This window comes from Pseudomonas vranovensis DSM 16006, assembly GCF_000425805.1.
Classification (GTDB): domain Bacteria; phylum Pseudomonadota; class Gammaproteobacteria; order Pseudomonadales; family Pseudomonadaceae; genus Aquipseudomonas; species Aquipseudomonas vranovensis.
This window is the reverse complement of record NZ_AUED01000002.1, coordinates 201,819-222,868: the sequence shown is the minus strand read 5'-3', so window position 1 is coordinate 222,868 and position 21,050 is coordinate 201,819. Positions and strand designations below refer to the sequence as shown.

At 63.1% G+C, this 21,050-nt stretch carries 19 protein-coding genes; 7 read left to right on the top strand and 12 right to left on the bottom strand.

The window, feature by feature from the left end:
- Nucleotides 1-57: 57 nt before the first annotated feature.
- The 3 genes from hslO (at nt 58) to H621_RS0104980 (ending at nt 3,263) form a co-directional block, all read left to right on the top strand.
- Nucleotides 58-951 carry an Hsp33 family molecular chaperone HslO gene (gene hslO / locus H621_RS0104990; protein ID WP_036989497.1) on the top strand — a complete coding sequence of 298 codons (894 nt, stop codon included), beginning with the start codon at nt 58-60 and terminating at the stop codon, nt 949-951.
- Nucleotides 952-1,130: 179 nt separating this feature from the next.
- Nucleotides 1,131-2,672 (top strand): phosphoenolpyruvate carboxykinase, encoded by a 1,542-nt coding sequence (locus H621_RS0104985; RefSeq protein WP_028942305.1) that lies wholly within the window; start codon nt 1,131-1,133, stop codon nt 2,670-2,672.
- A gap of 162 nt (nt 2,673-2,834) precedes the next feature.
- A complete protein-coding gene (locus H621_RS0104980; protein WP_028942304.1) occupies nt 2,835-3,263 on the top strand; it encodes an acyl-CoA thioesterase in 429 nt (142 codons plus the stop codon).
- Between the two features lie 25 nt (nt 3,264-3,288).
- Here the strand turns inward: H621_RS0104980 and H621_RS0104975 are convergent, their stop codons facing one another.
- The 4 genes from H621_RS0104975 to H621_RS0104960 all read right to left on the bottom strand — a co-directional run bounded on the left by H621_RS0104975 (nt 3,289) and on the right by H621_RS0104960 (nt 8,128).
- Nucleotides 3,289-3,765 (bottom strand): glycine zipper domain-containing protein, encoded by a 477-nt coding sequence (locus H621_RS0104975; RefSeq protein WP_036989495.1) that lies wholly within the window; start codon nt 3,763-3,765, stop codon nt 3,289-3,291.
- 213 nt (nt 3,766-3,978) lie between these two features.
- Entirely contained in the window at nt 3,979-6,315 is a 2,337-nt protein-coding gene (locus tag H621_RS0104970) for an FdhF/YdeP family oxidoreductase (protein ID WP_028942302.1), read from the bottom strand.
- Nucleotides 6,312-7,148: a formate dehydrogenase accessory sulfurtransferase FdhD gene (gene fdhD, locus H621_RS0104965; protein WP_028942301.1), complete on the bottom strand. Its 837-nt coding sequence runs from the start codon at nt 7,146-7,148 to the stop codon at nt 6,312-6,314. The genes H621_RS0104970 and fdhD overlap by 4 nt, the downstream gene beginning before the upstream one ends.
- Nucleotides 7,149-7,240: 92 nt before the next feature.
- A complete protein-coding gene (locus H621_RS0104960) occupies nt 7,241-8,128 on the bottom strand; it encodes a LysR family transcriptional regulator (protein ID WP_028942300.1) in 888 nt (295 codons plus the stop codon).
- An 84-nt stretch (nt 8,129-8,212) separates the two neighbouring features.
- Between H621_RS0104960 and lysM the strand changes: the two genes are divergently transcribed.
- Nucleotides 8,213-8,653, top strand: coding sequence for a peptidoglycan-binding protein LysM (gene lysM, locus H621_RS0104955; protein WP_028942299.1), 441 nt, complete (start codon nt 8,213-8,215; stop codon nt 8,651-8,653).
- Nucleotides 8,654-8,656: 3 nt separating this feature from the next.
- Here lysM and yrfG read toward each other — a convergent pair whose 3' ends face one another.
- A complete protein-coding gene (yrfG, locus tag H621_RS0104950; RefSeq protein ID WP_028942298.1) occupies nt 8,657-9,319 on the bottom strand; it encodes a GMP/IMP nucleotidase in 663 nt (220 codons plus the stop codon).
- Nucleotides 9,320-9,399: 80 nt separating this feature from the next.
- Between yrfG and nudE the strand changes: the two genes are divergently transcribed.
- Both nudE and cysQ read left to right on the top strand, forming a co-directional pair.
- On the top strand, nt 9,400-9,966 hold the full coding sequence (gene nudE / locus H621_RS0104945; protein ID WP_028942297.1) for an ADP compounds hydrolase NudE: 567 nt from the start codon (nt 9,400-9,402) through the stop codon (nt 9,964-9,966).
- The gene (gene cysQ, locus H621_RS0104940) at nt 9,963-10,790 is read left to right on the top strand and encodes a 3'(2'),5'-bisphosphate nucleotidase CysQ (protein WP_028942296.1); all 828 of its coding nucleotides are present in this window, start codon (nt 9,963-9,965) and stop codon (nt 10,788-10,790) included. Before nudE ends, cysQ begins: the two co-directional genes overlap by 4 nt.
- Here cysQ and H621_RS0104935 read toward each other — a convergent pair.
- Genes H621_RS0104935 through rfbB form a run of 7 tightly spaced genes read right to left on the bottom strand, consistent with a single transcriptional unit; the run spans nt 10,779 to nt 17,849 of the window.
- Nucleotides 10,779-11,234 (bottom strand): YiiD C-terminal domain-containing protein, encoded by a 456-nt coding sequence (locus tag H621_RS0104935; protein ID WP_028942295.1) that lies wholly within the window; start codon nt 11,232-11,234, stop codon nt 10,779-10,781. The two genes, cysQ and H621_RS0104935, sit on opposite strands and share 12 nt — an antisense overlap.
- Complete coding sequence (locus tag H621_RS0104930) at nt 11,231-12,643, bottom strand: sigma-54-dependent transcriptional regulator (RefSeq protein WP_028942294.1); 1,413 nt, start codon at nt 12,641-12,643, stop codon at nt 11,231-11,233. Before H621_RS0104930 ends, H621_RS0104935 begins: the two co-directional genes overlap by 4 nt.
- Nucleotides 12,640-14,454 (bottom strand): sensor histidine kinase, encoded by a 1,815-nt coding sequence (locus tag H621_RS0104925; protein ID WP_371919704.1) that lies wholly within the window; start codon nt 14,452-14,454, stop codon nt 12,640-12,642. Before H621_RS0104925 ends, H621_RS0104930 begins: the two co-directional genes overlap by 4 nt.
- A gap of 35 nt (nt 14,455-14,489) precedes the next feature.
- Complete coding sequence (rfbD, locus tag H621_RS0104920; protein WP_028942292.1) at nt 14,490-15,350, bottom strand: dTDP-4-dehydrorhamnose reductase; 861 nt, start codon at nt 15,348-15,350, stop codon at nt 14,490-14,492.
- Between the two features lie 2 nt (nt 15,351-15,352).
- Nucleotides 15,353-15,898, bottom strand: a complete 546-nt coding sequence (gene rfbC, locus H621_RS0104915) for a dTDP-4-dehydrorhamnose 3,5-epimerase (RefSeq protein WP_028942291.1) — start codon at nt 15,896-15,898, stop codon at nt 15,353-15,355.
- Entirely contained in the window at nt 15,895-16,770 is an 876-nt protein-coding gene (gene rfbA / locus H621_RS0104910) for a glucose-1-phosphate thymidylyltransferase RfbA (protein WP_028942290.1), read from the bottom strand. The genes rfbC and rfbA overlap by 4 nt, the downstream gene beginning before the upstream one ends.
- Nucleotides 16,767-17,849 (bottom strand): dTDP-glucose 4,6-dehydratase, encoded by a 1,083-nt coding sequence (rfbB, locus tag H621_RS0104905; protein WP_028942289.1) that lies wholly within the window; start codon nt 17,847-17,849, stop codon nt 16,767-16,769. Before rfbB ends, rfbA begins: the two co-directional genes overlap by 4 nt.
- Before the next feature lie 162 nt (nt 17,850-18,011).
- Between rfbB and H621_RS0104900 the strand changes: the two genes are divergently transcribed.
- Complete coding sequence (locus tag H621_RS0104900) at nt 18,012-20,921, top strand: aminotransferase (protein WP_028942288.1); 2,910 nt, start codon at nt 18,012-18,014, stop codon at nt 20,919-20,921.
- Nucleotides 20,922-21,050: the final 129 nt, after the last annotated feature.

Sequence of the window (21,050 nt, the reverse complement as noted above, 5' to 3'; positions counted from 1 at the left end):
ACAGGGGGCAATTGCCCATAAAATACGCCCATCCTTCTCTTCAGAAAGCCAGCATTCATGTCTGATACCGATTACACCCAACGCTTCATCTTCGACGAGCGCGACGTGCGCGGTGAGCTCGTTGCACTGGAGCACAGCTACGCCGAAGTCCTGGCCAAGCACGACTATCCGCTGCCGGTCCAGCAATTGCTGGGCGAGTTCATGGCGGCGGCTGCGCTGCTGGTCGGCACACTCAAGTTCGATGGCCTGCTGATTCTGCAAGCCCGTTCCGAGGGGCCGGTGCCGCTGCTGATGATCGAGTGCTCCAGCGAGCGCGATATTCGCGGCTTGGCCCGCTACAACGCCGAAGACATCCGCGACGGCGCGACCCTGGCGGACCTGATGCCAAGCGGAGTTCTGGCCATGACCGTCGACCCGACCCAGGGCCAGCGCTATCAGGGCATTGTCGACCTGGACGGCGAAACGCTGTCGGAGTGCTTCACCAACTACTTCGTCATGTCCCAGCAGGTGAACACCAAGTTCTGGTTGAACGCCGATGGCAAGCACGCCCGTGGCCTGTTGCTGCAGCAACTGCCCGCCGACCGCGAGAAAGACGAAGAAGAGCGTGCCGTCAGCTGGCAGCATGTGACGGCCCTGGCCAGCACCCTGACTGCCGAAGAGCTGCTGGGCCTGAACAACGAGACGGTCCTTCACCGCCTCTACCACGAAGAAGCCGTGCGCCTGTTCGATATCCAATCACTGCGCTTCCATTGCAGCTGCTCGCGTGAGCGCTCCGGCAACGCCCTGGTGAGCCTGGGTCTGGAAGACGCCAAACAGCTGGCGGCCGAGCATGGCGGCAGCGTTGAAGTCGATTGCCAGTTCTGCAATCAGAGCTACAAGTTCGACGCGGCGGATATCGAACAATTGTTCGCCGGTGGTGGCGTAGACACGCCCTCAGATACTCGGCACTAAAACGTTTCATCACAGGAAAATCTCCTGTCGAACGCCGTAAACCGGGTGTTCTGACAGGAGGGCCCTACTTTTTTTGGGCGTTTCTGGCATAATCCGGCCACTTTTTTCGCTGTAGTAGTTTTCAAAGCTCTACTACAAAACGTTTGGAGCACTCGGCCGCAGGCCGGATGGGGAATCTCATGACGCAAGCCAACAACACCGTCTACACCGACCTGAGCGTCGATGAGCTGGTAAAAGAAGCGCTGAACCGCGGTGAAGGCGAGCTGGCCGATACTGGCGCCCTGGTCGTGAAAACCGGTCACCGTACCGGTCGTTCGCCGGTTGACCGTTTCATCGTTGAAGAGCCGTCCACGCAGGACGCCATCGCCTGGGGCCCGATCAACCGCAAGTTCCCGGCCGACAAGTTCGATGCCCTGTGGGACCGCGTCGAGGCGTTCAACAACGCCCAAGAGCATTTCGTTTCCCACGTTCACGTAGGAGCGGCCACCGAGCACTACCTGCCGGTGAAGATGACTACCCAGACTGCCTGGCAGAACCTGTTCGGTCGTTGCCTGTTCATCAACCCGCAGCAGTACAACCCTGCTGGCCGTGATGAGTGGCAAGTACTGAACGTTGCCAACTTCGAGTGCGTGCCTGAGCGTGACGGCACCAACTCCGACGGTTGCGTGATCATCAACTTCGCCCAGAAGAAAGTACTGATCGCTGGCATGCGTTACGCCGGTGAAATGAAGAAAGCCATGTTCTCGGTGCAGAACTTCCTGCTGCCAGCGGCCGACGTGCTGCCAATGCACTGCGCTGCCAACATCGGCGAAGAAGGCGACGTGACCCTGTTCTTCGGTCTGTCGGGCACCGGTAAAACCACCCTGTCGGCCGATGAAAGCCGTTACCTGATCGGTGACGACGAGCACGGTTGGGGCGAAGGCGTGGTGTTCAACATCGAAGGCGGTTGCTATGCCAAGTGCATTGACCTGTCCGAGAAGAACGAGCCGGTCATCTGGAAAGCTATCAAGCACGGTGCCGTTCTTGAAAACGTCGTTCTCGACGGTGACAAGAAAGCTGACTACGCCGATGGCAGCCTGACCCAGAACAGCCGTGCCGCCTACCCGCTGGAGCACGTCGAGAAGCGTTCCGAGAAGAACCTCGGCGGTGAGCCTAACGCTGTGATCTTCCTGACCTGCGACCTGACCGGCGTTCTGCCGCCCGTGTCGATCCTCAGCGAAGAGCAAGCGGCCTACCACTTCCTGTCGGGTTACACCGCACTGGTCGGTTCCACCGAAATGGGTTCGGGCAGCGGCATCAAGTCGACCTTCTCCACCTGTTTCGGCGCACCGTTCTTCCCGCGTCCGGCTGGCGAGTACGCTGAACTGCTGATCAAGCGTATCCGTGGTTTCGGCTCCAAGGTCTACCTGGTCAACACCGGCTGGACCGGCGGTGGCTACGGCGTCGGCAAGCGCTTCAACATCCCGACCACCCGTGCGGTGATCGCAGCCATCCAGAGCGGCGCTCTGGTCGGTGCCGAGACCGAGCACCTGGACATCATCAACCTGGACGTGCCAAAAGCCGTTGCCGGTGTTGAAACGGTCCTGCTCAACCCACGCAACACCTGGGCTGACCAGGCCGCCTACGATGAAGCAGCCAAGGGCCTGGCCAACCTGTTCATCGAGAACTTCAAGAAGTTCGACGTTTCCGACGCCATCAAGGCTGCTGGCCCACAGCTGTAAGCTAAAGCCCGCGTGAAACGAAAAAGCCGCCCCCAGGGGCGGCTTTTTGCTGTGCAGGCGCGGCGGTGCGACGTTTCGGTGCCTCAGGTACATCGCTATCGCGGGGCAAGTCGAGACGTCGCACCGCCACGCCTACAGTGATTTCAATGACAAGGAGCCGCCATGTCCGAATCCCCCCAACGCCACGACTACCCCCACCTGCAGCCGATCCTCACGCGCTGGCAAGACAGTGACCTCAACGGTTTTATCGCCGGTGCCACGGTGCATGCCTATTTCGATACGACGATCCAGGGGTTCCTGCAGCAGCAAGCCGGCCTGGATCTTCAGGAAGGTGAGGTGATGGGCTTCGTGGTCAGTTCGGCAGCGGATTTCTTCGCGTTGCCGGCGTTTCCCGACACTCTCGAAGTGGGCCTGCGCGTCGCGCGCCTTGCCGGCAGTTCGGTGGAGTATCAGTTGGCACTGTTCAAGGTAGGAGAGGTGCAGGCATGTGCAGCGGGGAAGGTGGTGCAGGTGTTCGTCGAGCGCGCCTCGGGACGCCCTGTAGCGCTACCTGAGGGGCTTCAGGCAGCGCTGGTACGTATTCAGGGCTAAGCCGCACATTCAGCTGAAGGCGCCCTTAGCGGTGGCGCCAGTGCTTCTTGTGCTTGCGGTGGCCGTAATGGTGGCCACGGTCGTGGTAGTGACGACGGTCGTCGTAGCCACGGTTGCGGTAGCGACGATCATCTTCTTCGTCGCTCTTGCGGCCCATGTAGTTACCCAGGGCGCCACCGGCACCACCACCTGCGGCTGCACCGATATAGCTTCCGCTGGTGCCGCCTACGCTGCGACCCACCACGTTGCCGCCGGCTGCGCCCAGGGCGCCACCGATGGCTGCTTCACCACGGCTGCGTTTGTCGGCGCCGACGGCACTGCCTGCCGCGCCGCCCAGACCCGCACCGATCGCCGAGCCGGTGCTGCCGCCGATCGACTGACCGACCACCGAACCCAGTACCCCACCCAATGCGCCGCCAATACCGGCTTCGGTGGTGCCACCTGCCGAGGCAACGCCACTGAGCAGGCCGAGAGACAACAACAGAATCGAGGAGTACTTCATCAAGAGAGCCTCATAGGGATGACGAGGCGATCCTGAGGCTGGCGAGGGGGGCTGGCAACGGAAATCCGACGAGTAACACGAGTTGTACACAATTCTCTAAGTTACTGTTTTAACTATGAAACTTTATTGATTTTTGGCTGTCTGAGCTTACTTGAGACAAGGCCCCGGCATCGCTGCCAGGGCCTTTTTTGTGTCTGGGGTACAGCCAGTCTGTCAGAGGATGCGGGCGTTGTCGCTGGCTGCTTCGAGTTTGATCGCGACGAATTTCGAGGTCGGCGTATGGCTGCCATCGCCGACGCTCTCCAGCGGCACCAGCGGATTGACCTCCGGATAATACGCCGCTGCCTGTCCCGCCGGGATATCAAACGCCAGCAGGGTGAAGCCTTTGACTCGACGCTCGCGGCCATCGCTCCACAACGAAACGATATCGGCCTTCTGCCCCGGGTGAAAGCCCAGGCGAATGATGTCGGCTTCGTTGGCGAACAGCACATTGCGCTGGCCCTTGACCCCGCGGTAGCGATCATCCAGGCCATAGATGGTGGTGTTGTACTGATCGTGGGAGCGCATCGACTGCATGATCAGGTCCGGTACCTGGCCGGTAGCGCGTACCCGTTCGTGGAGCAAATCATCAGGCAGGCCGTTGGCCTTGAAGTTGGCCAGCCCGCTGGCAGTCTTCCAGTGCCGCTGGCCGGCGCTGTTGCCCAGGTAGAAGCCTCCCGGATGCTCCAGGCGCTGGTTGAAATTGTCGAAGCCGGGAATGGTGTCGCTGATCAGGTCGCGGATACGACCGTAGTCGGCCACCAGCCAGTGCCAGTCCACCGGTGTTGCGCCGAGGGTGGCGGCAGCGATACCGGCGATCACCGCAGGCTCCGAGCGCATCTTCCGTGAAAGCGGCTGCAGTTGGCCGTTGGAGGCATGGACCATGCTGAACGAGTCTTCCACCGTGACCGCCTGCGGACCTTCGCTTTGCTGGTCGATGTCGGTGCGGCCCAGGCACGGCAGGATCAACGCCTGTTTGCCGTGAACCAGGTGACTGCGGTTGAGCTTGGTGCTGATCTGTACGGTCAGCTCACAGCTGCGCAGGGCCTGGGCCGTGCGCTCGGTGTCGGGGGTGGCCTGGGCGAAGTTGCCGCCCAGCCCGATGAATACCTTGGCCTGGCCTGCGAGCATGGCGGCGATGGCTTCCACGGTGTTGTGGCCGTTGTGGCGTGGCACCTTGAAGTCGAAGCGGCGTTCCAGTGCATCGAGCAGGGCCACTGGCGGGCGTTCGTTGATGCCCATGGTCCGGTCGCCCTGGACGTTGCTGTGGCCCCGTACCGGGCACAGGCCGGCACCGGGTGCCCCAAGGTTGCCGCGCAGCAGCATCAGGTTGGCGATTTCCTGGATGGTCGCCACCGAATGCCGGTGCTGGGTAATGCCCATGGCCCAGCACATGATGACTTTGCTGGCGTTGCAGTACATGCGTGCGGCCTGCTCGATCTCGGCGAGGCCGAGGCCCGACTGGCTTTCGATCTGATCCCACGGTGTCGCATCAACGGCTGTCAGGTATTCGGCTACGCCTTGAGTGTGCTGGTCGAGGAAGTCGTGATCAAAGACCGCCGGCGCATTGCTGGCCTGGGCTTCGCGCTCCCACTGCAACATGAACTTGGCCATGCCGCGCAGCACAGCCATGTCGCCGCCCAGGGCCGGGCGGAAGTACGCTGTGTTGGTCGGGCGGTCGCCGTTGGTGAGCATCTCCAGTGGATGCTGGGGGTGCTGGAAACGCTCCAGGCCACGTTCCTTGAGCGGGTTGATGCACACAACCTGAGCGCCACGCTTGACCGCTTCGCGCAGCGGTTCGAGCATCCGGGGGTGGTTGGTGCCGGGGTTCTGGCCCCAGACGAAAATGGCCTCGGCGTGTTCGAAGTCATCGAATGTCACGGTGCCTTTGCCAACGCCGACACTCTGGCCCAGGGCGACGCCGCTGGCTTCGTGGCACATGTTCGAACAGTCGGGGAAATTGTTGGTGCCATAGGCGCGGACGAATAACTGGTACAGGTACGCCGCCTCGTTGCTGGCGCGCCCGGAGGTGTAGAACTCGGCCTGGTCGGGGCTGGCAAGGTTGTGCAAGTGTTTGGCGATCAGGGTGAAGGCGCCGTCCCAGTCGATGGGTCGATAGCGGTCGGTGTCGGCGTCATAGACCATCGGCTCGGTCAATCGCCCCTGGTATTCGAGCCAATAGTCGCTCTGGCCCAGCAGCGAGGTCACACTGTGGCGGGCGAAGAATGCCGCATCGACACGGCGTTTGGTGGCTTCCCAGTTCACCGCCTTGGCGCCGTTCTCGCAAAACTTGACCATGCCGCTTTCCGGGGAGTCGCCCCAGGCGCAGCCCGGGCAGTCGAAGCCGCCGTTCTGGTTGGTCTTGAGCAGGGCGCGAATGTTTTTCAGCGCATTGTCGCTGCCCATCCACGCCTGGGCCACGCTGCGCAGCGCACCCCAGCCGCCGGCGGCGCCGTTGTAGGGTTTGTAGCGAGGCACAGGCTTCTGGTCGGCTTGGTGGTGCAGGCTCAAGATCGGTTCTCCCGCACGGGGCTGAACACCCGTGGCGCGCTGTGTTTAGGCAGGTGGATCAGGTTGAGGTTGTGCCGGCGGGCCCATTGCAGGGCAAGGCCGGTGGGCGATGAAAGGCTCACCAGGGTCTGGATGCCGGCGCGCAGGACTTTCTGGATCAGCTCCAGGCTGCAACGGCTGGTGACGATGGCAAGGCCGCCATCCAGGCTGATGTGCTGGCGCAGCAGGGCACCGATCAGCTTGTCCAGGGCGTTGTGCCGGCCGATGTCTTCGCGACCCATCAGCAACTCGCCGCGATCATTCATGAACAGCGCTGCATGCACGGCACCGCAGTGCTGGCCAAGGGGCGTGAAGGCGTCGATGCGCTGACGCAGGCCGTCGAGCCAGTGTGCCGGGGGCAGGGGCGCCCCGGGCAATACGTTCAAGTCTGGCAAGGCCTGCTCCAGGGCTTCGACCCCACACAGGCCGCAGCCACTGGTACCGGCCAATTGGCGGCGCTGGCTCTTCAGGTTCCAGAACGCGCGACTGGCGATTTCTACCTCTGCGCTGATGGCCGCCCCCCGGCCGCTGAGCTTCACGTCATAAATGTCGTGGGGCGAGGCAATGATGCCGCTGCCGATGCTGAAGCCGACGATGAAGTCTTCGAGGTCGGTCGGGCTGACCAGCATCACCGCCTGGTTGATACCGTTGTAGGCAATGGCCAGGGCGACTTCTTCGGCCAGCGCGGTGCTGGCCTGGCTGTCATCGGTCAGGTGGGTATAGTCGTAGCGGTTGCTGGCCGCGGGCGCAGTCAGAGGGGCGGACGCGGCGCAGGCCGGAGGTTTTGTGCTCATTGGAGATACCGGCGGCAGGTCTGGTTTAAGCCTAGGCTTGCGCTCGGGTATCGTCTAATCGCTAATGCTGATGCCTTGATAGATGGCGTCGATCATGCACCGCTGTGCAGTGCCTGGAATTCGGCCAGGCAGGCTTCGGCCAGTGCCGAGCGCGGTGCCGTGCGGCGCATGATCAGGCCCAGTGGCGCGAGGGTGCTGGCCTGTTCGATCGGTTGCAGGCGCAACCGTTCGGTCAGCACTTCAAGGCCCGCTGCCAGCGGCATGATCGCGCAGCACAGGCCGCCATTTACCGACTGCACCAACTGATGGACGGCGTCGGTCTGCAGCAACAGCCGTGGTTCCAGGCCCCGGCTGGTGAAGTTGTGGTCGATCGACTGGCGAAAGTGCATGCCGGCAGTCAGCAGGCCCAGCGGCAGTTCGGTCAGTGCTTGCCAGCCTAAGGGTTGATCGTCGAACCGAAAGTGATCTGGGTCATACAGCAGGCCCATGCGTGTCTCGCCAAGGGGCAGGGACAGGAAGCGTTCGTTGTCCAGGCGCTCCAGGTACGACACACCCAGGTCCAGGCGGTTGCTGGTGAGCTGCTCCAGGATCTGTTCGGAACTCAGGGCGCTGAGCTCGAAGTTCAGCTCCGGATGACGTTCGTGCAGGCGTTGCAGCAACGGCAGCGGATCGAAGCTCGACAACGGCACCACGCCAAGGCGCAGGTTACCGACCAGGTGCCCGCGACAGGCCGCGGCTTCGGCGTGCAGGCCGTCGTAGGCCGCCATCACCGAGCGGGCCCAGGCCAGCACGCGCTCGCCCTGGGCGGTAAAGCCTTCAAAGCGCTGGCCGCGGTTGACCAGCGCCAGGTCCAGTTCCTGTTCCAGGTTGCGCAGACGCATCGACAGGGTCGGTTGGGTCACGTGGCAACGGGCGGCGGCCTGGCCGAAGTGTCGGGTTTCATCAAGAGCGATGAGGAATTTGAGCTGTTTGATGTCCATCGTCGGTCCACGGCGCAAAGCAGGCGAAGCATTCTAACCTGTCCTAGACTGCAGGCTCCGAGATTCATCACCAAGGAGAGCGGTATGAGCATTTTCAGTTTCATCAAAGAGGCCGGTGAGAAAATCATCGACCTGCTGACACCGGGTAATGCCAATGCCAGTGAGCAATTGCAAAAGCACGTGGAAGCGGTTGGCCTCGGTAACCCCAACATCAAGGCCTCGGTCGAGGGCGACAAGGTAACGGTCACAGGCGAGGTGGCCAGCCAGGAAGAAAAAGAAAAGATCCTCCTGGCGCTGGGCAACATTGCCGGTGTCGCTGAAGTCGACGACCAGATCACTGTGACTGGCCCGGTCATGGCGGCAGCGCGCTTTGTGGTGGTCAAGAAAGGTGACACCCTCAGCGCCATTTCCCTGGCTGTGTATGGCAACGCCAACCTGTACAACAAGATCTTCGAAGCCAACAAACCGATGCTCAAGCACCCGGACAAGATCTACCCGGGCCAGAGCCTGCGCATTCCCGAGTAAGCCTCAAAGCCCTTCGAGCAGCGTCCGGTAGTCCTCCACGGCGGCGAACTCCTCGGTATCACGCGGCCCTTTGCGGCTGTCTGGCTGGCGCACCGCAAGCAGGTGCGCCACGCCGAAGTCGCGGGCACTGCGCAAGATCGACAAGGTGTCGTCGACAAACAGGCTGCGGCCCGGTTCAAAGCCGATATCGGCTTGCAAGGCGTCCCAGAACTGCGGGTTTTCCTTGGGGTACCCGTAATCATGGGAACTGATCAGGCGCTCGAAGTAGGGCGCAAGCTCCACCCTCTCCAATTTCAGCGACAGCGAATCACGGTGCGCGTTGGTGATCAGGATCACCCGCTTGCCGGCCTGTTTGATTGCCTGCAAAAAGGTGTCGGCGTCCGGGCGCAGGGCGATCAGATGAGCGGTTTCCAGCTTCAGGTCGCGCACCGAAAGGTTCAGCTCGCGGCTCCAGAAATCCAGGCAGTACCAGTTCAGTGAGCCCGCGTGCTGCTCGAACAGCGGCTGCATTTCAAGCTCGGCCATGGCCCGGCTGATGCCGTGCAGGTCGGCGTAGCGCTGGGGCAGATGCTCGAGCCAGAAGTGATTGTCGAAGTGCAGGTCCAGCAGGGTGCCGTCCATGTCCAGCAGTACGGTATCGATGGTGGACCAGGCTAAAACGGGCATATGAAATTCTCGGACAGTCAGGGCAGCGGTGGCCGGGCAAGCCACGGTATAGTAACCCGTTCACGCCAAGGAGCCGCCCCATGCGCCAGAAACCCACCGTTCTCTCCCGCGAGATTGTCGCCAGCAGCCGCCTGTTCCGGGTCGAGGCTGTGCAATTGCGCTTTGCCAATGGCAACGAGCGCACTTATGAGCGGCTGGTGGGACGCGGCAACGGTTATGGTGCGGTGATGATCGTGGCGATGCTCGACAGCGAGCATGCGGTGCTGGTCGAAGAATATTGCGGCGGCACCGACGAATACGAACTGTCCCTGCCCAAGGGCCTGATCGAGCCGGGTGAGGATGTTCTGGCCGCTGCCGACCGCGAACTCAAGGAAGAAGCCGGCTTTGGCGCTCGCCAACTCGAGCACCTGACCGAACTCTCCCTGTCGCCGGGCTACATGAGCCAGAAGATCCAGGTGGTACTGGCCACCGACCTCTATGAAGAGCGCCTGGAAGGCGACGAGCCCGAGCCGATGCGGGTCGACAAGGTCAGCCTGCGCGAGCTCTCGGCCCTGGCCCAGCACCCGCAGTTTTCCGAAGGGCGCGCCCTGGCGGCGTTGTACCTGGTGCGTGACCTGTTGACCCAGCGCGGAGTGTTCGGCGCATGAGCGATGTGCAATTGATGCAGGCAGTGGTTGAGCTGGCTCGCGAGGCGGGCAAGGCCATCCTGCCGTTCTGGCGTGCTGATGTCGCAGTGACGTCCAAGGCCGATGAATCCCCGGTCACCGCAGCCGACCTGGCGGCCCATGAGGTGATTGCCAAAGGCTTGCGGGAACTGGCCCCACAAATTCCGGTACTGTCCGAGGAAGACTGCGAGATTCCCCTGAGCGAGCGCCAGCAATGGCAGCGCTGGTGGCTGGTCGACCCGTTGGACGGGACCAAGGAGTTCATCGCCGGCACCGAGGAGTTCACCGTCAACATCGCCCTCATCGAGCAAGGCCGGGTGGTGTTCGGGGTTGTGGCGATTCCTACCAATGGCCGCTGCTACTACGGTGGCCAGGGTATTGGCGCCTGGTGCGCCGAGGCCGATGGCGCAGCGCACGCTATTCAAGTCCGCCTGGCACCGCCTGCGGGGCAGGGCTTTACCGTGGTGGCCAGCCGTCGCCATTCCAGCCCGCAGCAGGAAGCCCTGCTGGCCGGCCTGAGTTCGGCGGTGGGTGAGCTTGAACTTGCCAATATCGGCAGCTCGCTGAAGTTCTGCCTGCTGGCCGAAGGCGCTGCCGACTGCTATCCGCGCCTGGCGCCAACTTCGCAGTGGGACACCGCCGCTGCCCAGGGCGTACTGGAAGGCGCAGGCGGCGAAGTGCTGGGGCTTGATGGCCAGGTGTTTGTATACCCGCCGCGCGAGTCGTTGCTCAATCCCTTCTTCCTCGCGCTGCCAGCCGCCGCTCCCTGGCGTGAGCGGCTGCTGCAACTGGCTTCAGCGATGTAGCACGTACTGGCCGCTGAACAACACGGCGGCCTCATCGCTACCGGCGTTGCTGACCCGCGTGTGCAGGTTCAGGCGTGCCCGGCCACGGCGCTGGTAGGTGGCGATGAAGCGCTCCCAGGTTTTTTCCTCCGGTGCCTCGCACGTGGCGATGGCTGCGCCGGTGACCGGCAGTGGATAGCTGATCTGACCTTCCTGGATGACGATGTGGCCATCGTCGATCCCCGCCTCGCGCAGACGCAGGTGCAACCAGCCCCAACCGACCAGTACGGCAGCGCAATACAGGCTGCCGCCGAACATGGTGCTCTTGTGATTGACGTTGGCTTCGAGCGGCAACTGCAGGCGCAAGCGCTGCTGTTCCCAGTCGAGCACCTGCAGGCCCATTTTGCGGGTCAGGGGAATGTCACCGTGCAGCACCGATTCAAGGTAGCGGCTGTCCGTGGTCATGGGCGGGTGTCCTCCATCTCGTCAGTGCTGGCGTTGCTGTCGGCGAAACTCAGGCCATGCTTGCGCAGCTTGTCGTGCAGGGTTTTGCGGGGAATGCCCAGGGCTTCGGCCAGGCTGCGCATGGAGCTGTGCGGCTGAGCCAGTTCGGCGGCGATCAACGCGCGCTCGAACTGCTCGACCTGATCGCTGAGGTTGCCGCTGTTCACGGGTGATGCCTGGGCCTGGGCGGGCGGTGGCGCGTCGCCGTCCAGGGCCAGCTCAAGGCCCAGGGCGAAGCGCTCCGCCACATTCTGCAGCTCACGGACATTGCCCGGCCAGTTATGGCGCAGCAGCAATGCACGCTGTGCGGGCTGCAAGGTGTGAGGCGGCAGACCGTGGCGGTCACTGGCGGCGTCGGCGAAATGCTGGAACAGCACCAGGACATCGTCGCCACGTTCGCGTAGCGGCGGGATGCGTAGCGGTGCAACGTTCAGGCGGTAATACAGGTCGGCACGGAAGCGACCATGATCGGCGGCCTGGCGCAAGTCTTCCTTGGTGGCGGCGATGATGCGGATATCCAGGGGAATCTGCAGGTTGCCGCCGAGACGCTCGACTACCCGCTCCTGCAACAGGCGCAGCAGCTTGACCTGTACGTCCAGGCTCATACTTTCGATTTCATCGAGGAACAGCGTGCCGCCGTTGGCGAACTCGAACTTGCCGATGCGGCGCTTCTGCGCGCCGGTAAAGGCGCCGGGTTCATGGCCGAACAGCTCGCTTTCGACTACCGACTCCGCCAGGGCCCCGGCGTTGATGGCGACAAACGGGCCGTCGCGGCGGCTCGACAAATCATGCAGCGCACGCGCCACCACTTCTTTACCGGCACCGGTTTCACCGAGGATCAGCACGTCGGCACGAGTACCGGCCAGCGCACCGATCTGCTCGCGCAAACGCAGCATTGGCGCTGACTGGCCCACCAGGCGGGTGCTCAATTGCTGACGGTCGCTCAGGGCCAGACGCAGGCTGCGGTTGTCCAGCACCAGGCGGCGCAAGGCCAGGGCGCGGCGCACGCTGTCGAGCAGGGCATCGCTGGCGAAGGGCTTCTCGAGAAAATCGTAGGCACCGGCGCGCATGGCCTGCACCGCCAGGGGCACATCGCCGTGCCCGGTAATCAGCAGCACCGGTAATTCCGGGTCCTGGGCCTGTACCTGCTCCAGCAGTTGCAGGCCGTCGATGCCGGGCATGCGGATATCGCTGACCAGCACCCCGGGCCAGTCCTGCTCGATTCGCCCGGCCAGGCCCTGGGCGTCGCTCAGCGACAGGACCTTGAGGCCGGCCAGGTCCAGGGTCTGGCTCAGGGCCTGGCGCAGGTGCGGGTCGTCGTCGACCAGAATCACCTGTACGCGGCTGTCGATGAGCGGCTCGGTCGTCATGCCGATGGGTCCTCCGAGGGTTGCAGGTTGGCGCCGGGTTTGGCCACGCGCAGTTGCAGGGTAAGCAGGGCACCCCCTTCGGGGTGGTTGCCGAGCACCAGTTCGCCACCCAACGCCCGCATCAAGGTATCGCAGATCGCCAGGCCCAGGCCAAGGCCCTGGGTGCGTGTCTTGGTGGTGAAAAACGGCTCGCGGGCGCGGGCCAGGGCTTCACTGGAAAACCCCGGGCCGTTGTCGCGAATGTACAGGTAGACGTTGCCGTCGCGCTGTTCGGCACTTAGCCAGAGTTTGCGCGGGTTGGCCTTCTCGGTCAGGGCATCCAGGGCGTTGGCCAGCAGGTTTCCGAGCACCTGGCGCAGGCGGGTTTCCCCGGCCTGGACCCACAGCGTGGCGTCCGGCAGGTCACGTACCAGCTCTACCGCCATGGCCCGCCGACGCTTGGCCAGCAGGGCCAGGGCATCGTCCAGCGCCGGTTGCAACGCCACACTCTCGGGGGCATGGCGGTCGCGGCGGGCGAAGGCGCGCAGGTGGGCGATGATCGAAGCCATGCGCCCGGTCAGTTCGCTGATGAGCTTGAGGTTGCTGCGGGCATCGTCGGTGCGCTGGTGATCCAGCAGGATCTCGGCGTTTTCTGCATAGCTGCGGATGGCCGCCAGCGGCTGGTTGAGTTCATGACTGATGCTCGCCGACATGGTCCCGAGCACCGACAATTTGCCGGCCTGGACCAGTTCATCCTGGGCGCGCACCAGTTCCTGCTGAGCTTGTTCGCGCTCCAGTACCTCGTTTTTCAGGCGGCTGTTGAGGCCTTCGAGGTCGGCGGTACGCTCGATTACACGCTTTTCCAATTCCTGGCGCCCGTGGGCCTCGAAGTCGATGCGGTCCATGTAATGGCGTCGGCGCTGCATCATCAGGCCCAGCAGCAACATCAGCACCAGCAACGCTGCGGCACCAATGGCCAGCACGGTGCTCACCGAGCGGTCGACGATGGACCGTGGAGCCAGGATGCTGGCTTGCCAGCCGGTTTCTTCGATGGCTTCGGTCTGGATCAGCCAGGCCGCCCGGTCGAGGTTCAGTGGCTGCGGCGCCTGGGTCGGGTAAGGCTTGATAGCGACGATCGCTTCACGCTCGGCATCGGTCAGCGGCCGAGTGGCGCGGAAGCGCCAGTCCGGGCGCGAGGTAAGAATGACCACGCCATTATGGTCGGTTACCAGCAGTTGCTCGGGCGTCTTGCCCCACAGGTTTTCGGTATGGTCCAGGTCGACCTTGACCACCAGCGCACCGATGATCCGTTCCCCGTCACGGACCGCGGCGGCAAAGTAGTAACCGCGCTTGGCGGAGGTGGTGCCCTGGCCGAAGAAGCGTCCCAGGCGACCGGCAATGGCTTCACTGTAGTAAGGCCGGAAGGTGAAGTTGCGGGCGATGAAACTGTCGCGTTTGTCCCAGTTCGAGGCCGCCAGCGTATTGCCGTTGGCGTCCAGCAGGTACATGACTTCGGCGCCCGTCTGGGTGGTGATGTCCTTGAGCAGGCGGTTGGCGTTGGTCAGGGTTTCGAGCCGCAACGGGTCGGCCAGCACCGCCCGCAGGGCAGGCAGGTCGCCAAGGATCTGCGGAAGGGTTTCATAGCGGTGCAGGGTGCCCAGCAGGTTGGCCACGTACAGGTCGAGGGTCTGGCGGTTCTGGCTGGCCAGTTCTTCCTGGTAGTAGCGTTCGGCAAGGTGCTGCAGGGGCCAGAGCAACGGCGCCAGGCAAATCGCCAACAGGGCGAGGCTGCGCCAGCGAGGGCGTCGTGGAGGAGGTGGAGTCATGGTCATCGCAATTGCGCCAGGGTGATCTGGCGCATTATGCGCTACTTCAGGCAGTCGATCAGCGCCTGCTGCCAGTGGGGCTGGCTGACTTGCCAGTGGTGCTGCAGGTGGCTGCAGTCAAGGCGTGAGTTCAGTGGCCGCCGGGCCGGGCTCGGGTAGTCGCTGGAGGGGATTGGCAGCAGGTCGGCGCAGGGCAGGCCCTGGGCTTTCAAGTGCTCGGCAATCGCCTGGGCAAAACCGAACCAGGAAGTCTCGCCCTGAGCCGTCAGGTGATAGGTGCCCCACGGGCCGGCCTGATCTGTTTGCCAGCGCTCGATCAAGGCTCGGGTGCTGTGGGCGATGGTCCCGGCCCAGGTGGGGGCACCGACCTGATCAGCGACGATGCGCAGCTGCGGCTTTTCCTGCAGCAGGCGTTGCAGGGTCAGCAAGAAATTACGGCCCTGGCGCGAATACACCCAACTCGTGCGCAAGATCAGGTGCTGGCCCGCGACGGCCTTGATGGCTTCTTCACCGGCCAGCTTGCTACGGCCATACACGTTCAACGGGTTTGGCAGGTCGTCCTCGGTATAGGGCGTTGTCTTGCTGCCATCGAACACATAGTCGGTGGAGTAGTGGATCAACGGTATGCCAAGGCGCGCCGCTTCTTCGGCCAGCACGCCAGGCGACCGGGCATTTATCGCGAGCGCAAGGTCCGGCTCGCTTTCGGCCAGGTCCACGGCCGTGTAGGCGGCGGCGTTGATGATCAGGTCCGGCCTGAGCTGTTGCACGGGGGCGCGAAGGCTGTCGGGCTGGGCCAGGTCCAGTTGGTTGCGTCCCAGTACCTGGAGCGTGCCAAGGTCATGCAGGCGTTGTTGCAGGGCCTGGGAGATTTGGCCGTGTTGGCCGATGATGAGGATGTGCAGGCTCATGGAAACAGGTCCGCGTCCTTCAGCCACTGGCCAGCCTGGTCCCTGGCGGAAAGCTGAGGGGGCTCAGTGAGCTGCCAGTCGATGGCCAGGTCCGGGTCGTCCCAGCGAATGCAGCGCTCGGCGCTCGGGTTGTAGTAGTCGGTGGTCTTGTACAGAAACTCGGCGCTTTCGCTCAGCACCACAAAACCGTGGGCGAAGCCTTCAGGTACCCAGAGTTGGCGGTGGTTGTCTGCCGACAGCCGCGCCGCCACCCACTGGCCAAAGCAAGGGGAGCTGCGGCGAATGTCCACGGCCACATCCAGCACTTCGCCACGCGTTACCCGCACCAGCTTGCCCTGGGTGTTTTCCAGTTGGTAGTGCAGGCCGCGCAGTACGCCACGACACGAAGCTGAGTGATTGTCCTGCACAAAGCGTGCAGTCACGCCGGTCTGCTGCTCGAAGGTGCGGGCGTTGAAGCTTTCGTAGAAAAAGCCGCGCTCGTCGCCGAACACCTTGGGTTCAAGCATCAGCACGCCGGGCAAGGTAGTTGAGATGATATTCATGCTTGCTCTTCAGCCAGGCGGTAGAGGTATTGGCCATAGCCGATCTTGCCAAAAATCCTTGCACGCTCCAGTAATTGCGCGCGGTTGATCCAGCCCTGCTGGAAGGCGATCTCTTCAAGGCATGCGACCTTCAGGCCCTGGCGATGCTCGATGGCCTGCACATACTGCGAGGCTTCGAGCAGGCTGTCGTGGGTGCCGGTGTCGAGCCAGGCGAAGCCTCGGCCAAAGCGCTCAACGCGCAGGTCGCCGCGTTGCAGATAGGCATTGGTGACATCAGTGATTTCCAGCTCGCCACGGGCCGAAGGCTTGATGCCCTTGGCGATCTCGATCACGTCGTTGTCGTAGAAATACAGCCCGGTAACGGCGTAGTTGGAGCGTGGCTGGAGCGGCTTTTCTTCGATGGACAGTGCCCGCCCCTGAGCATCGAACTCCACCACGCCAAAACGCTCCGGGTCCTTGACCCGGTAGCCGAACACAGTGGCACCGCCAGGCTGGTTGATCGCCCGCTGCAACTGCTCGCTGAAGCCTTGGCCGTAGAAAATGTTGTCACCCAGAATCAGGCACACCGAGTCGTCCGCGATGAACTGCTCGCCAATCAGGAAGGCCTGGGCCAACCCGTCGGGTGACGGTTGTTCGGCATAACTGAGCTGGATGCCGAACTGGCTGCCGTCGCCGAACAGCTGCTGGTATTGCGGTAGATCCTGCGGGGTCGAGATCAGCAGGATTTCACGAATGCCAGCGAGCATCAGTACCGAGATCGGGTAGTAGATCATCGGCTTGTCGTAAATTGGCAGCAGTTGCTTGGAAACGCCGAGGGTGATGGGATGCAGGCGGGTACCGGTCCCCCCTGCCAGGACAATGCCCTTGGTCATGCAATCAAATCCTTGAAGTCACTGTTGCCCAGGCGCTGGCCTTGATAGCTGCCGTCCTGGACCCGCTGGCACCATTCCAAATTCTCCAGGTACCACTGCACGGTCTTGCGCAAGCCGGTGGTGAAGGTCTCGTCGGGTACCCAGCCGAGTTGGCGTTCGATCTTGCCGGCGTCGATGGCATAGCGCTGGTCATGGCCGGGGCGGTCTTCAACAAAAGTAATCAGGTTGGCGTAGTTCGCCACGCCAGCAGGTCGCTGCGGTGCGAGCTCTTCGAGCAGGGTGCAGATGCCACGCACCACATCAATGTTCTTCTGCTCATTGTGCCCGCCGATGTTGTAGGTCTGGCCGACCTCGCCACCGGTCACGACTGTTAGCAGCGCACGGGCATGGTCATCGACGAACAGCCAGTCGCGCACCTGCAGGCCATTGCCGTACACCGGCAATGGTTTGCCTGCGAGGGCGTTGAGGATCGTCAGCGGTATGAGTTTTTCCGGGAACTGGAACGGTCCGTAGTTGTTCGAGCAATTGCTGATGACCACCGGCAGCCCGTAGGTGCGATGCCAGGCGCGGACCAGATGGTCGGATGCCGCCTTGCTTGCCGAGTAGGGCGAGCTGGGGGCGTAGGCGGTGGTTTCGTTGAACAGTGCATCGGTATCGTGCAGGTCGCCATACACTTCGTCGGTGGAAATGTGGTGGAAGCGAAAGCTGCTGCGCGCCGCGTCAGGCAGCGCTTGCCAATAGCCGCGGGTGGCCTCGAGGAAAGCATAGGTGCCGACGATGTTGGTCTGGATGAACGGTGCCGGGCCATCGATCGAGCGGTCCACATGGGACTCGGCCGCCAGGTGCATGACCGCCTGGGGCTCGAAGCGCTGCAGCACGGCCGTGACCGTGGCCTGGTCGTTGATGTCGGCCTGGACGAACTCGTAGCGGGTGTTGGTGACGATGCTGGCCAAGGATTCCAGGTTGCCGGCGTAGGTCAGTTTGTCGAGATTCAGCACTTCATGTTCGGTGGTATCGATCAGGTGGCGAATCAGGGCTGAACCGATGAACCCGGCGCCGCCGGTAATGAGAATTCGCATGTTCAAGGACCTTTCGCGTTTCTGACGGTGATCTGTTGAAGACTAGCTTGTCGGTGTCTTGCCCAACACACAAGCCCGCTCGCCCATCGCTTTTTTCCTGCCGTACTTGCTTATCGACGGGAGCGGTGGCGATATAAGCAGCAAAAAAAACGAGGTCCCGTCATGCCGCTCAGTACCCTGATCCACCGCTCCAGCCAGCCCTGCCCCAACGTCAGCGAGCAGCAGGCCCTGCGCGTACTGCAGGAGCGCTACGGGCTCAGCGGTTCATTGCAGTCCCTGGGCAGCCAGCAAGACCTGAACTTTCGTGTCGATGCACCCAGCGGGCGCTATGTGCTGAAAATATGCCATGGTACCTATGCCGTGACTGAGCTAGAGGCCCAGCATGCGGCCCTGGGTTTCCTGCGCGAACGCGGGCTGCCCGTGCCGGCTGTGATCGGTGCCACGTCCGGCGAGCAGTTGCTGGCGCTGGACCTCGATGGCCAGCCGTTGCGCGTGCGCCTGCTCGACTATATCGAAGGCCAGTCCCTCACCCGTCTCAAACACATGGAGCCGCAGCTGATCGCCGAGCTGGGCCGACTGTGTGCCCGAATCGACCAGGCGCTGGCCGACTTCAATCACCCAGGACTCGAACGCACCCTGCAATGGGACCCCCGTCATGCCCAGGCGCTGATCGCTCACCTGCTGCCGGTACTCGCCGAGGGGCCGCGCAAAGCACAGGTGCTTGAGGCCGCACGCAAGGCTGAACAACGCCTGCAACCTTTGCTCGAGCAGTTGCCGATGCAGGCCGTGCACCTGGACATCACCGACGACAACGCCGTGTGGCAACGCGACGACCAGCGCCAATGGCAGTTGCAAGGGGTCATCGACTTCGGCGACCTGATGCACACCTGGCGCATCGCCGACCTGGCGGTGACCTGCGCGGCACTGCTGCACCATGCCGAGGGCGACCCGCTGCGCATCCTGCCAGCAGTCGAGGCTTACCACGCACTCAACCCCCTGACCGAAGCCGAGCTCAAGGCCTTGTGGCCGATGATCGTGGCGCGTGCGGCGGTGCTGGTGCTGAGCAGCGAACAGCAGTTGAGTGTCGATCCGGGCAACGCCTACAGCCGCGATAACCTGGCCCACGAATGGGAAATTTTCGATGTCGCCACCGGCGTGCCGTTCGAGCTGATGGAAGCGGCGATCCTGCAAGTGGCTGGTCTCGACGTGCCTGCCGTTGACCTGGCCTCCAGTGCGCCGCTATTGCCGGGGCTGCAGGCAGGCTCGGTCATGCCAGTGGATCTGGGCGTACTCGGCCGCCACTTCCAGGCCGGCAACTGGGAGCAAGCCGGTATCGACCAACAGCTACTGAGCGAGCAGGCAGGCGAGCAGGGCGCTGCCTGCTCGTTGTATGGCCAGTACCGGCTTTCACAGACTCATATCGACAATCCACAGGAGCCTGCGACCTTCGCCCTGAGCGTCGAGTTGCAGCTGCCTGCGGGCATGGCCGTGCAAGCGCCCTGGGCGGGCACCTGGCAGCCAGCGGCAGTCGGGCAGGGCTGCCTGCAAGGTGAGCAGTGCAGTCTCTGGTTGAAAGGTTTGGCCGATACCCCGGCAGCCGGCACGCAGGTGAGCGCCGGGCAGTCGCTGGGGCAAAGCAGCGGATTGCTGACCGTGCAGCTGTGCCGCGTTGCTGGCCTGCAGCCGCCTGCCTTTGTGGTGCCGTCCCGCGCTGCCGCCTGGCAGGCGCTGTGCCCGTCACCGCAAGCGCTGCTGGGGTTCGACTGCAATGCCGAGCCCCTGGTGGATGCACGCCAGTTGCTGGAACGTCGCGACGCCAGCTTCGCCCGCTCGCAGAAGCACTACTACCAGCAGCCGCCGCATATCGAGCGCGGCTGGCGCAACTACTTGATCGACATGCAGGGCCGCTCCTACCTGGACATGCTCAACAACGTCGCGGTGCTGGGCCACGGTCACCCGCGCATGGTCAACGAAGCGGCGCGGCAATGGTCGCTGCTCAATACCAACTCGCGTTTTCACTACGCGGCTATTGCCGAGTTCTCCGAGCGCCTGCTGGAGCTGGCTCCCGAGGGCATGGACCGGGTGTTCCTGGTCAACAGCGGTACCGAGGCGAACGACCTGGCCATTCGCCTGGCCTGGGCTTTCAGCGGCGGGCGCGACATGCTCAGCGTGCTGGAGGCCTACCACGGCTGGTCGGTGGCCACCGATGCGATCTCCACGTCCATTGCCGACAACCCCCAGGCGCTGAGCACCCGGCCGGAGTGGGTACACCCGGTGATTGCGCCGAACACCTATCGCGGCGCCTACCGTGGCGAAGGCAGCGCAGCCGAATACCTGGCCGATGTCGATGCCAAGCTCGACGCACTGGCGGCCGAACAACGCCAACTGGCCGGCTTCATCTGTGAGCCGGTGTATGGCAATGCGGGTGGTATCTCCCTGCCACCGGGCTATCTGCAACAGGCCTATGCCAAGGTCCGGGCGGCCGGCGGGGTGTGCATCGCCGACGAGGTGCAGGTGGGCTACGGCCGCTTGGGCGAGTACTTCTGGGGCTTCGAGGAGCAGGGCGTGGTGCCCGATATCATCACCATGGCCAAGGGCATGGGCAACGGCCACCCGCTGGGCGCGGTGATCACCCGGCGCGAAATTGCCGAGGCGCTGGAAGCCGAGGGCTACTTCTTCTCGTCGGCCGGCGGTAGCCCGGTCAGTTGCCGGATCGGTATGGCGGTGCTCGACGTGATGGGCGAAGAAGGCCTGTGGAACAATGCCCGGGATGTTGGCCGGCACTTCAAGGCACGCCTGCAAGCGTTGGTCGATAAACATCCGCTGGCCGGCGCTGTACACGGCTCGGGCTTTTACCTCGGCCTGGAGCTGGTGCGTGACCGCGACACCCTGGAGCCTGCCACTGAAGAAACCACCACACTGTGCAACCGCCTGCGTGACCTGGGCATCTTCATGCAGCCCACTGGCGACTACCTGAACATCCTCAAGATCAAGCCACCGATGTGTACCACCCGCGCCAGTGTCGATTTCTTTGTCGACAGCATCGACCAGGTGCTCAGCGAAGCGCTGTAACCCTCAACTCAGAGCCATATAACCCGATTGTTATCGGGTTAAATGGCTTTTTTGTGGTCTTAATATTTTCATTCTGGCTTTTAAAGTCGATATTTATCGGATATAAATGCGTCCACAACGCTGCAATCT

Bases quoted from the DNA above. Each gene is read 5' to 3' on its own strand.
- hslO (WP_036989497.1), top strand. From the start codon at position 58: ATGTCTGATACCGATTACACCCAACGCTTCATCTTCGACGAGCGCGAC.
- H621_RS0104985 (WP_028942305.1), top strand. From the start codon at position 1,131: ATGACGCAAGCCAACAACACCGTCTACACCGACCTGAGCGTCGATGAG.
- H621_RS0104980 (WP_028942304.1), top strand. From the start codon at position 2,835: ATGTCCGAATCCCCCCAACGCCACGACTACCCCCACCTGCAGCCGATC.
- H621_RS0104975 (WP_036989495.1), bottom strand. From the start codon at position 3,765: ATGAAGTACTCCTCGATTCTGTTGTTGTCTCTCGGCCTGCTCAGTGGC.
- fdhD (WP_028942301.1), bottom strand. From the start codon at position 7,148: ATGAGCACAAAACCTCCGGCCTGCGCCGCGTCCGCCCCTCTGACTGCG.
- H621_RS0104960 (WP_028942300.1), bottom strand. From the start codon at position 8,128: ATGGACATCAAACAGCTCAAATTCCTCATCGCTCTTGATGAAACCCGA.
- lysM (WP_028942299.1), top strand. From the start codon at position 8,213: ATGAGCATTTTCAGTTTCATCAAAGAGGCCGGTGAGAAAATCATCGAC.
- yrfG (WP_028942298.1), bottom strand. From the start codon at position 9,319: ATGCCCGTTTTAGCCTGGTCCACCATCGATACCGTACTGCTGGACATG.
- nudE (WP_028942297.1), top strand. From the start codon at position 9,400: ATGCGCCAGAAACCCACCGTTCTCTCCCGCGAGATTGTCGCCAGCAGC.
- cysQ (WP_028942296.1), top strand. From the start codon at position 9,963: ATGAGCGATGTGCAATTGATGCAGGCAGTGGTTGAGCTGGCTCGCGAG.
- H621_RS0104935 (WP_028942295.1), bottom strand. From the start codon at position 11,234: ATGACCACGGACAGCCGCTACCTTGAATCGGTGCTGCACGGTGACATT.
- H621_RS0104930 (WP_028942294.1), bottom strand. From the start codon at position 12,643: ATGACGACCGAGCCGCTCATCGACAGCCGCGTACAGGTGATTCTGGTC.
- H621_RS0104925 (WP_371919704.1), bottom strand. From the start codon at position 14,454: ATGACCATGACTCCACCTCCTCCACGACGCCCTCGCTGGCGCAGCCTC.
- rfbC (WP_028942291.1), bottom strand. From the start codon at position 15,898: ATGAATATCATCTCAACTACCTTGCCCGGCGTGCTGATGCTTGAACCC.
- rfbA (WP_028942290.1), bottom strand. From the start codon at position 16,770: ATGACCAAGGGCATTGTCCTGGCAGGGGGGACCGGTACCCGCCTGCAT.
- rfbB (WP_028942289.1), bottom strand. From the start codon at position 17,849: ATGCGAATTCTCATTACCGGCGGCGCCGGGTTCATCGGTTCAGCCCTG.
- H621_RS0104900 (WP_028942288.1), top strand. From the start codon at position 18,012: ATGCCGCTCAGTACCCTGATCCACCGCTCCAGCCAGCCCTGCCCCAAC.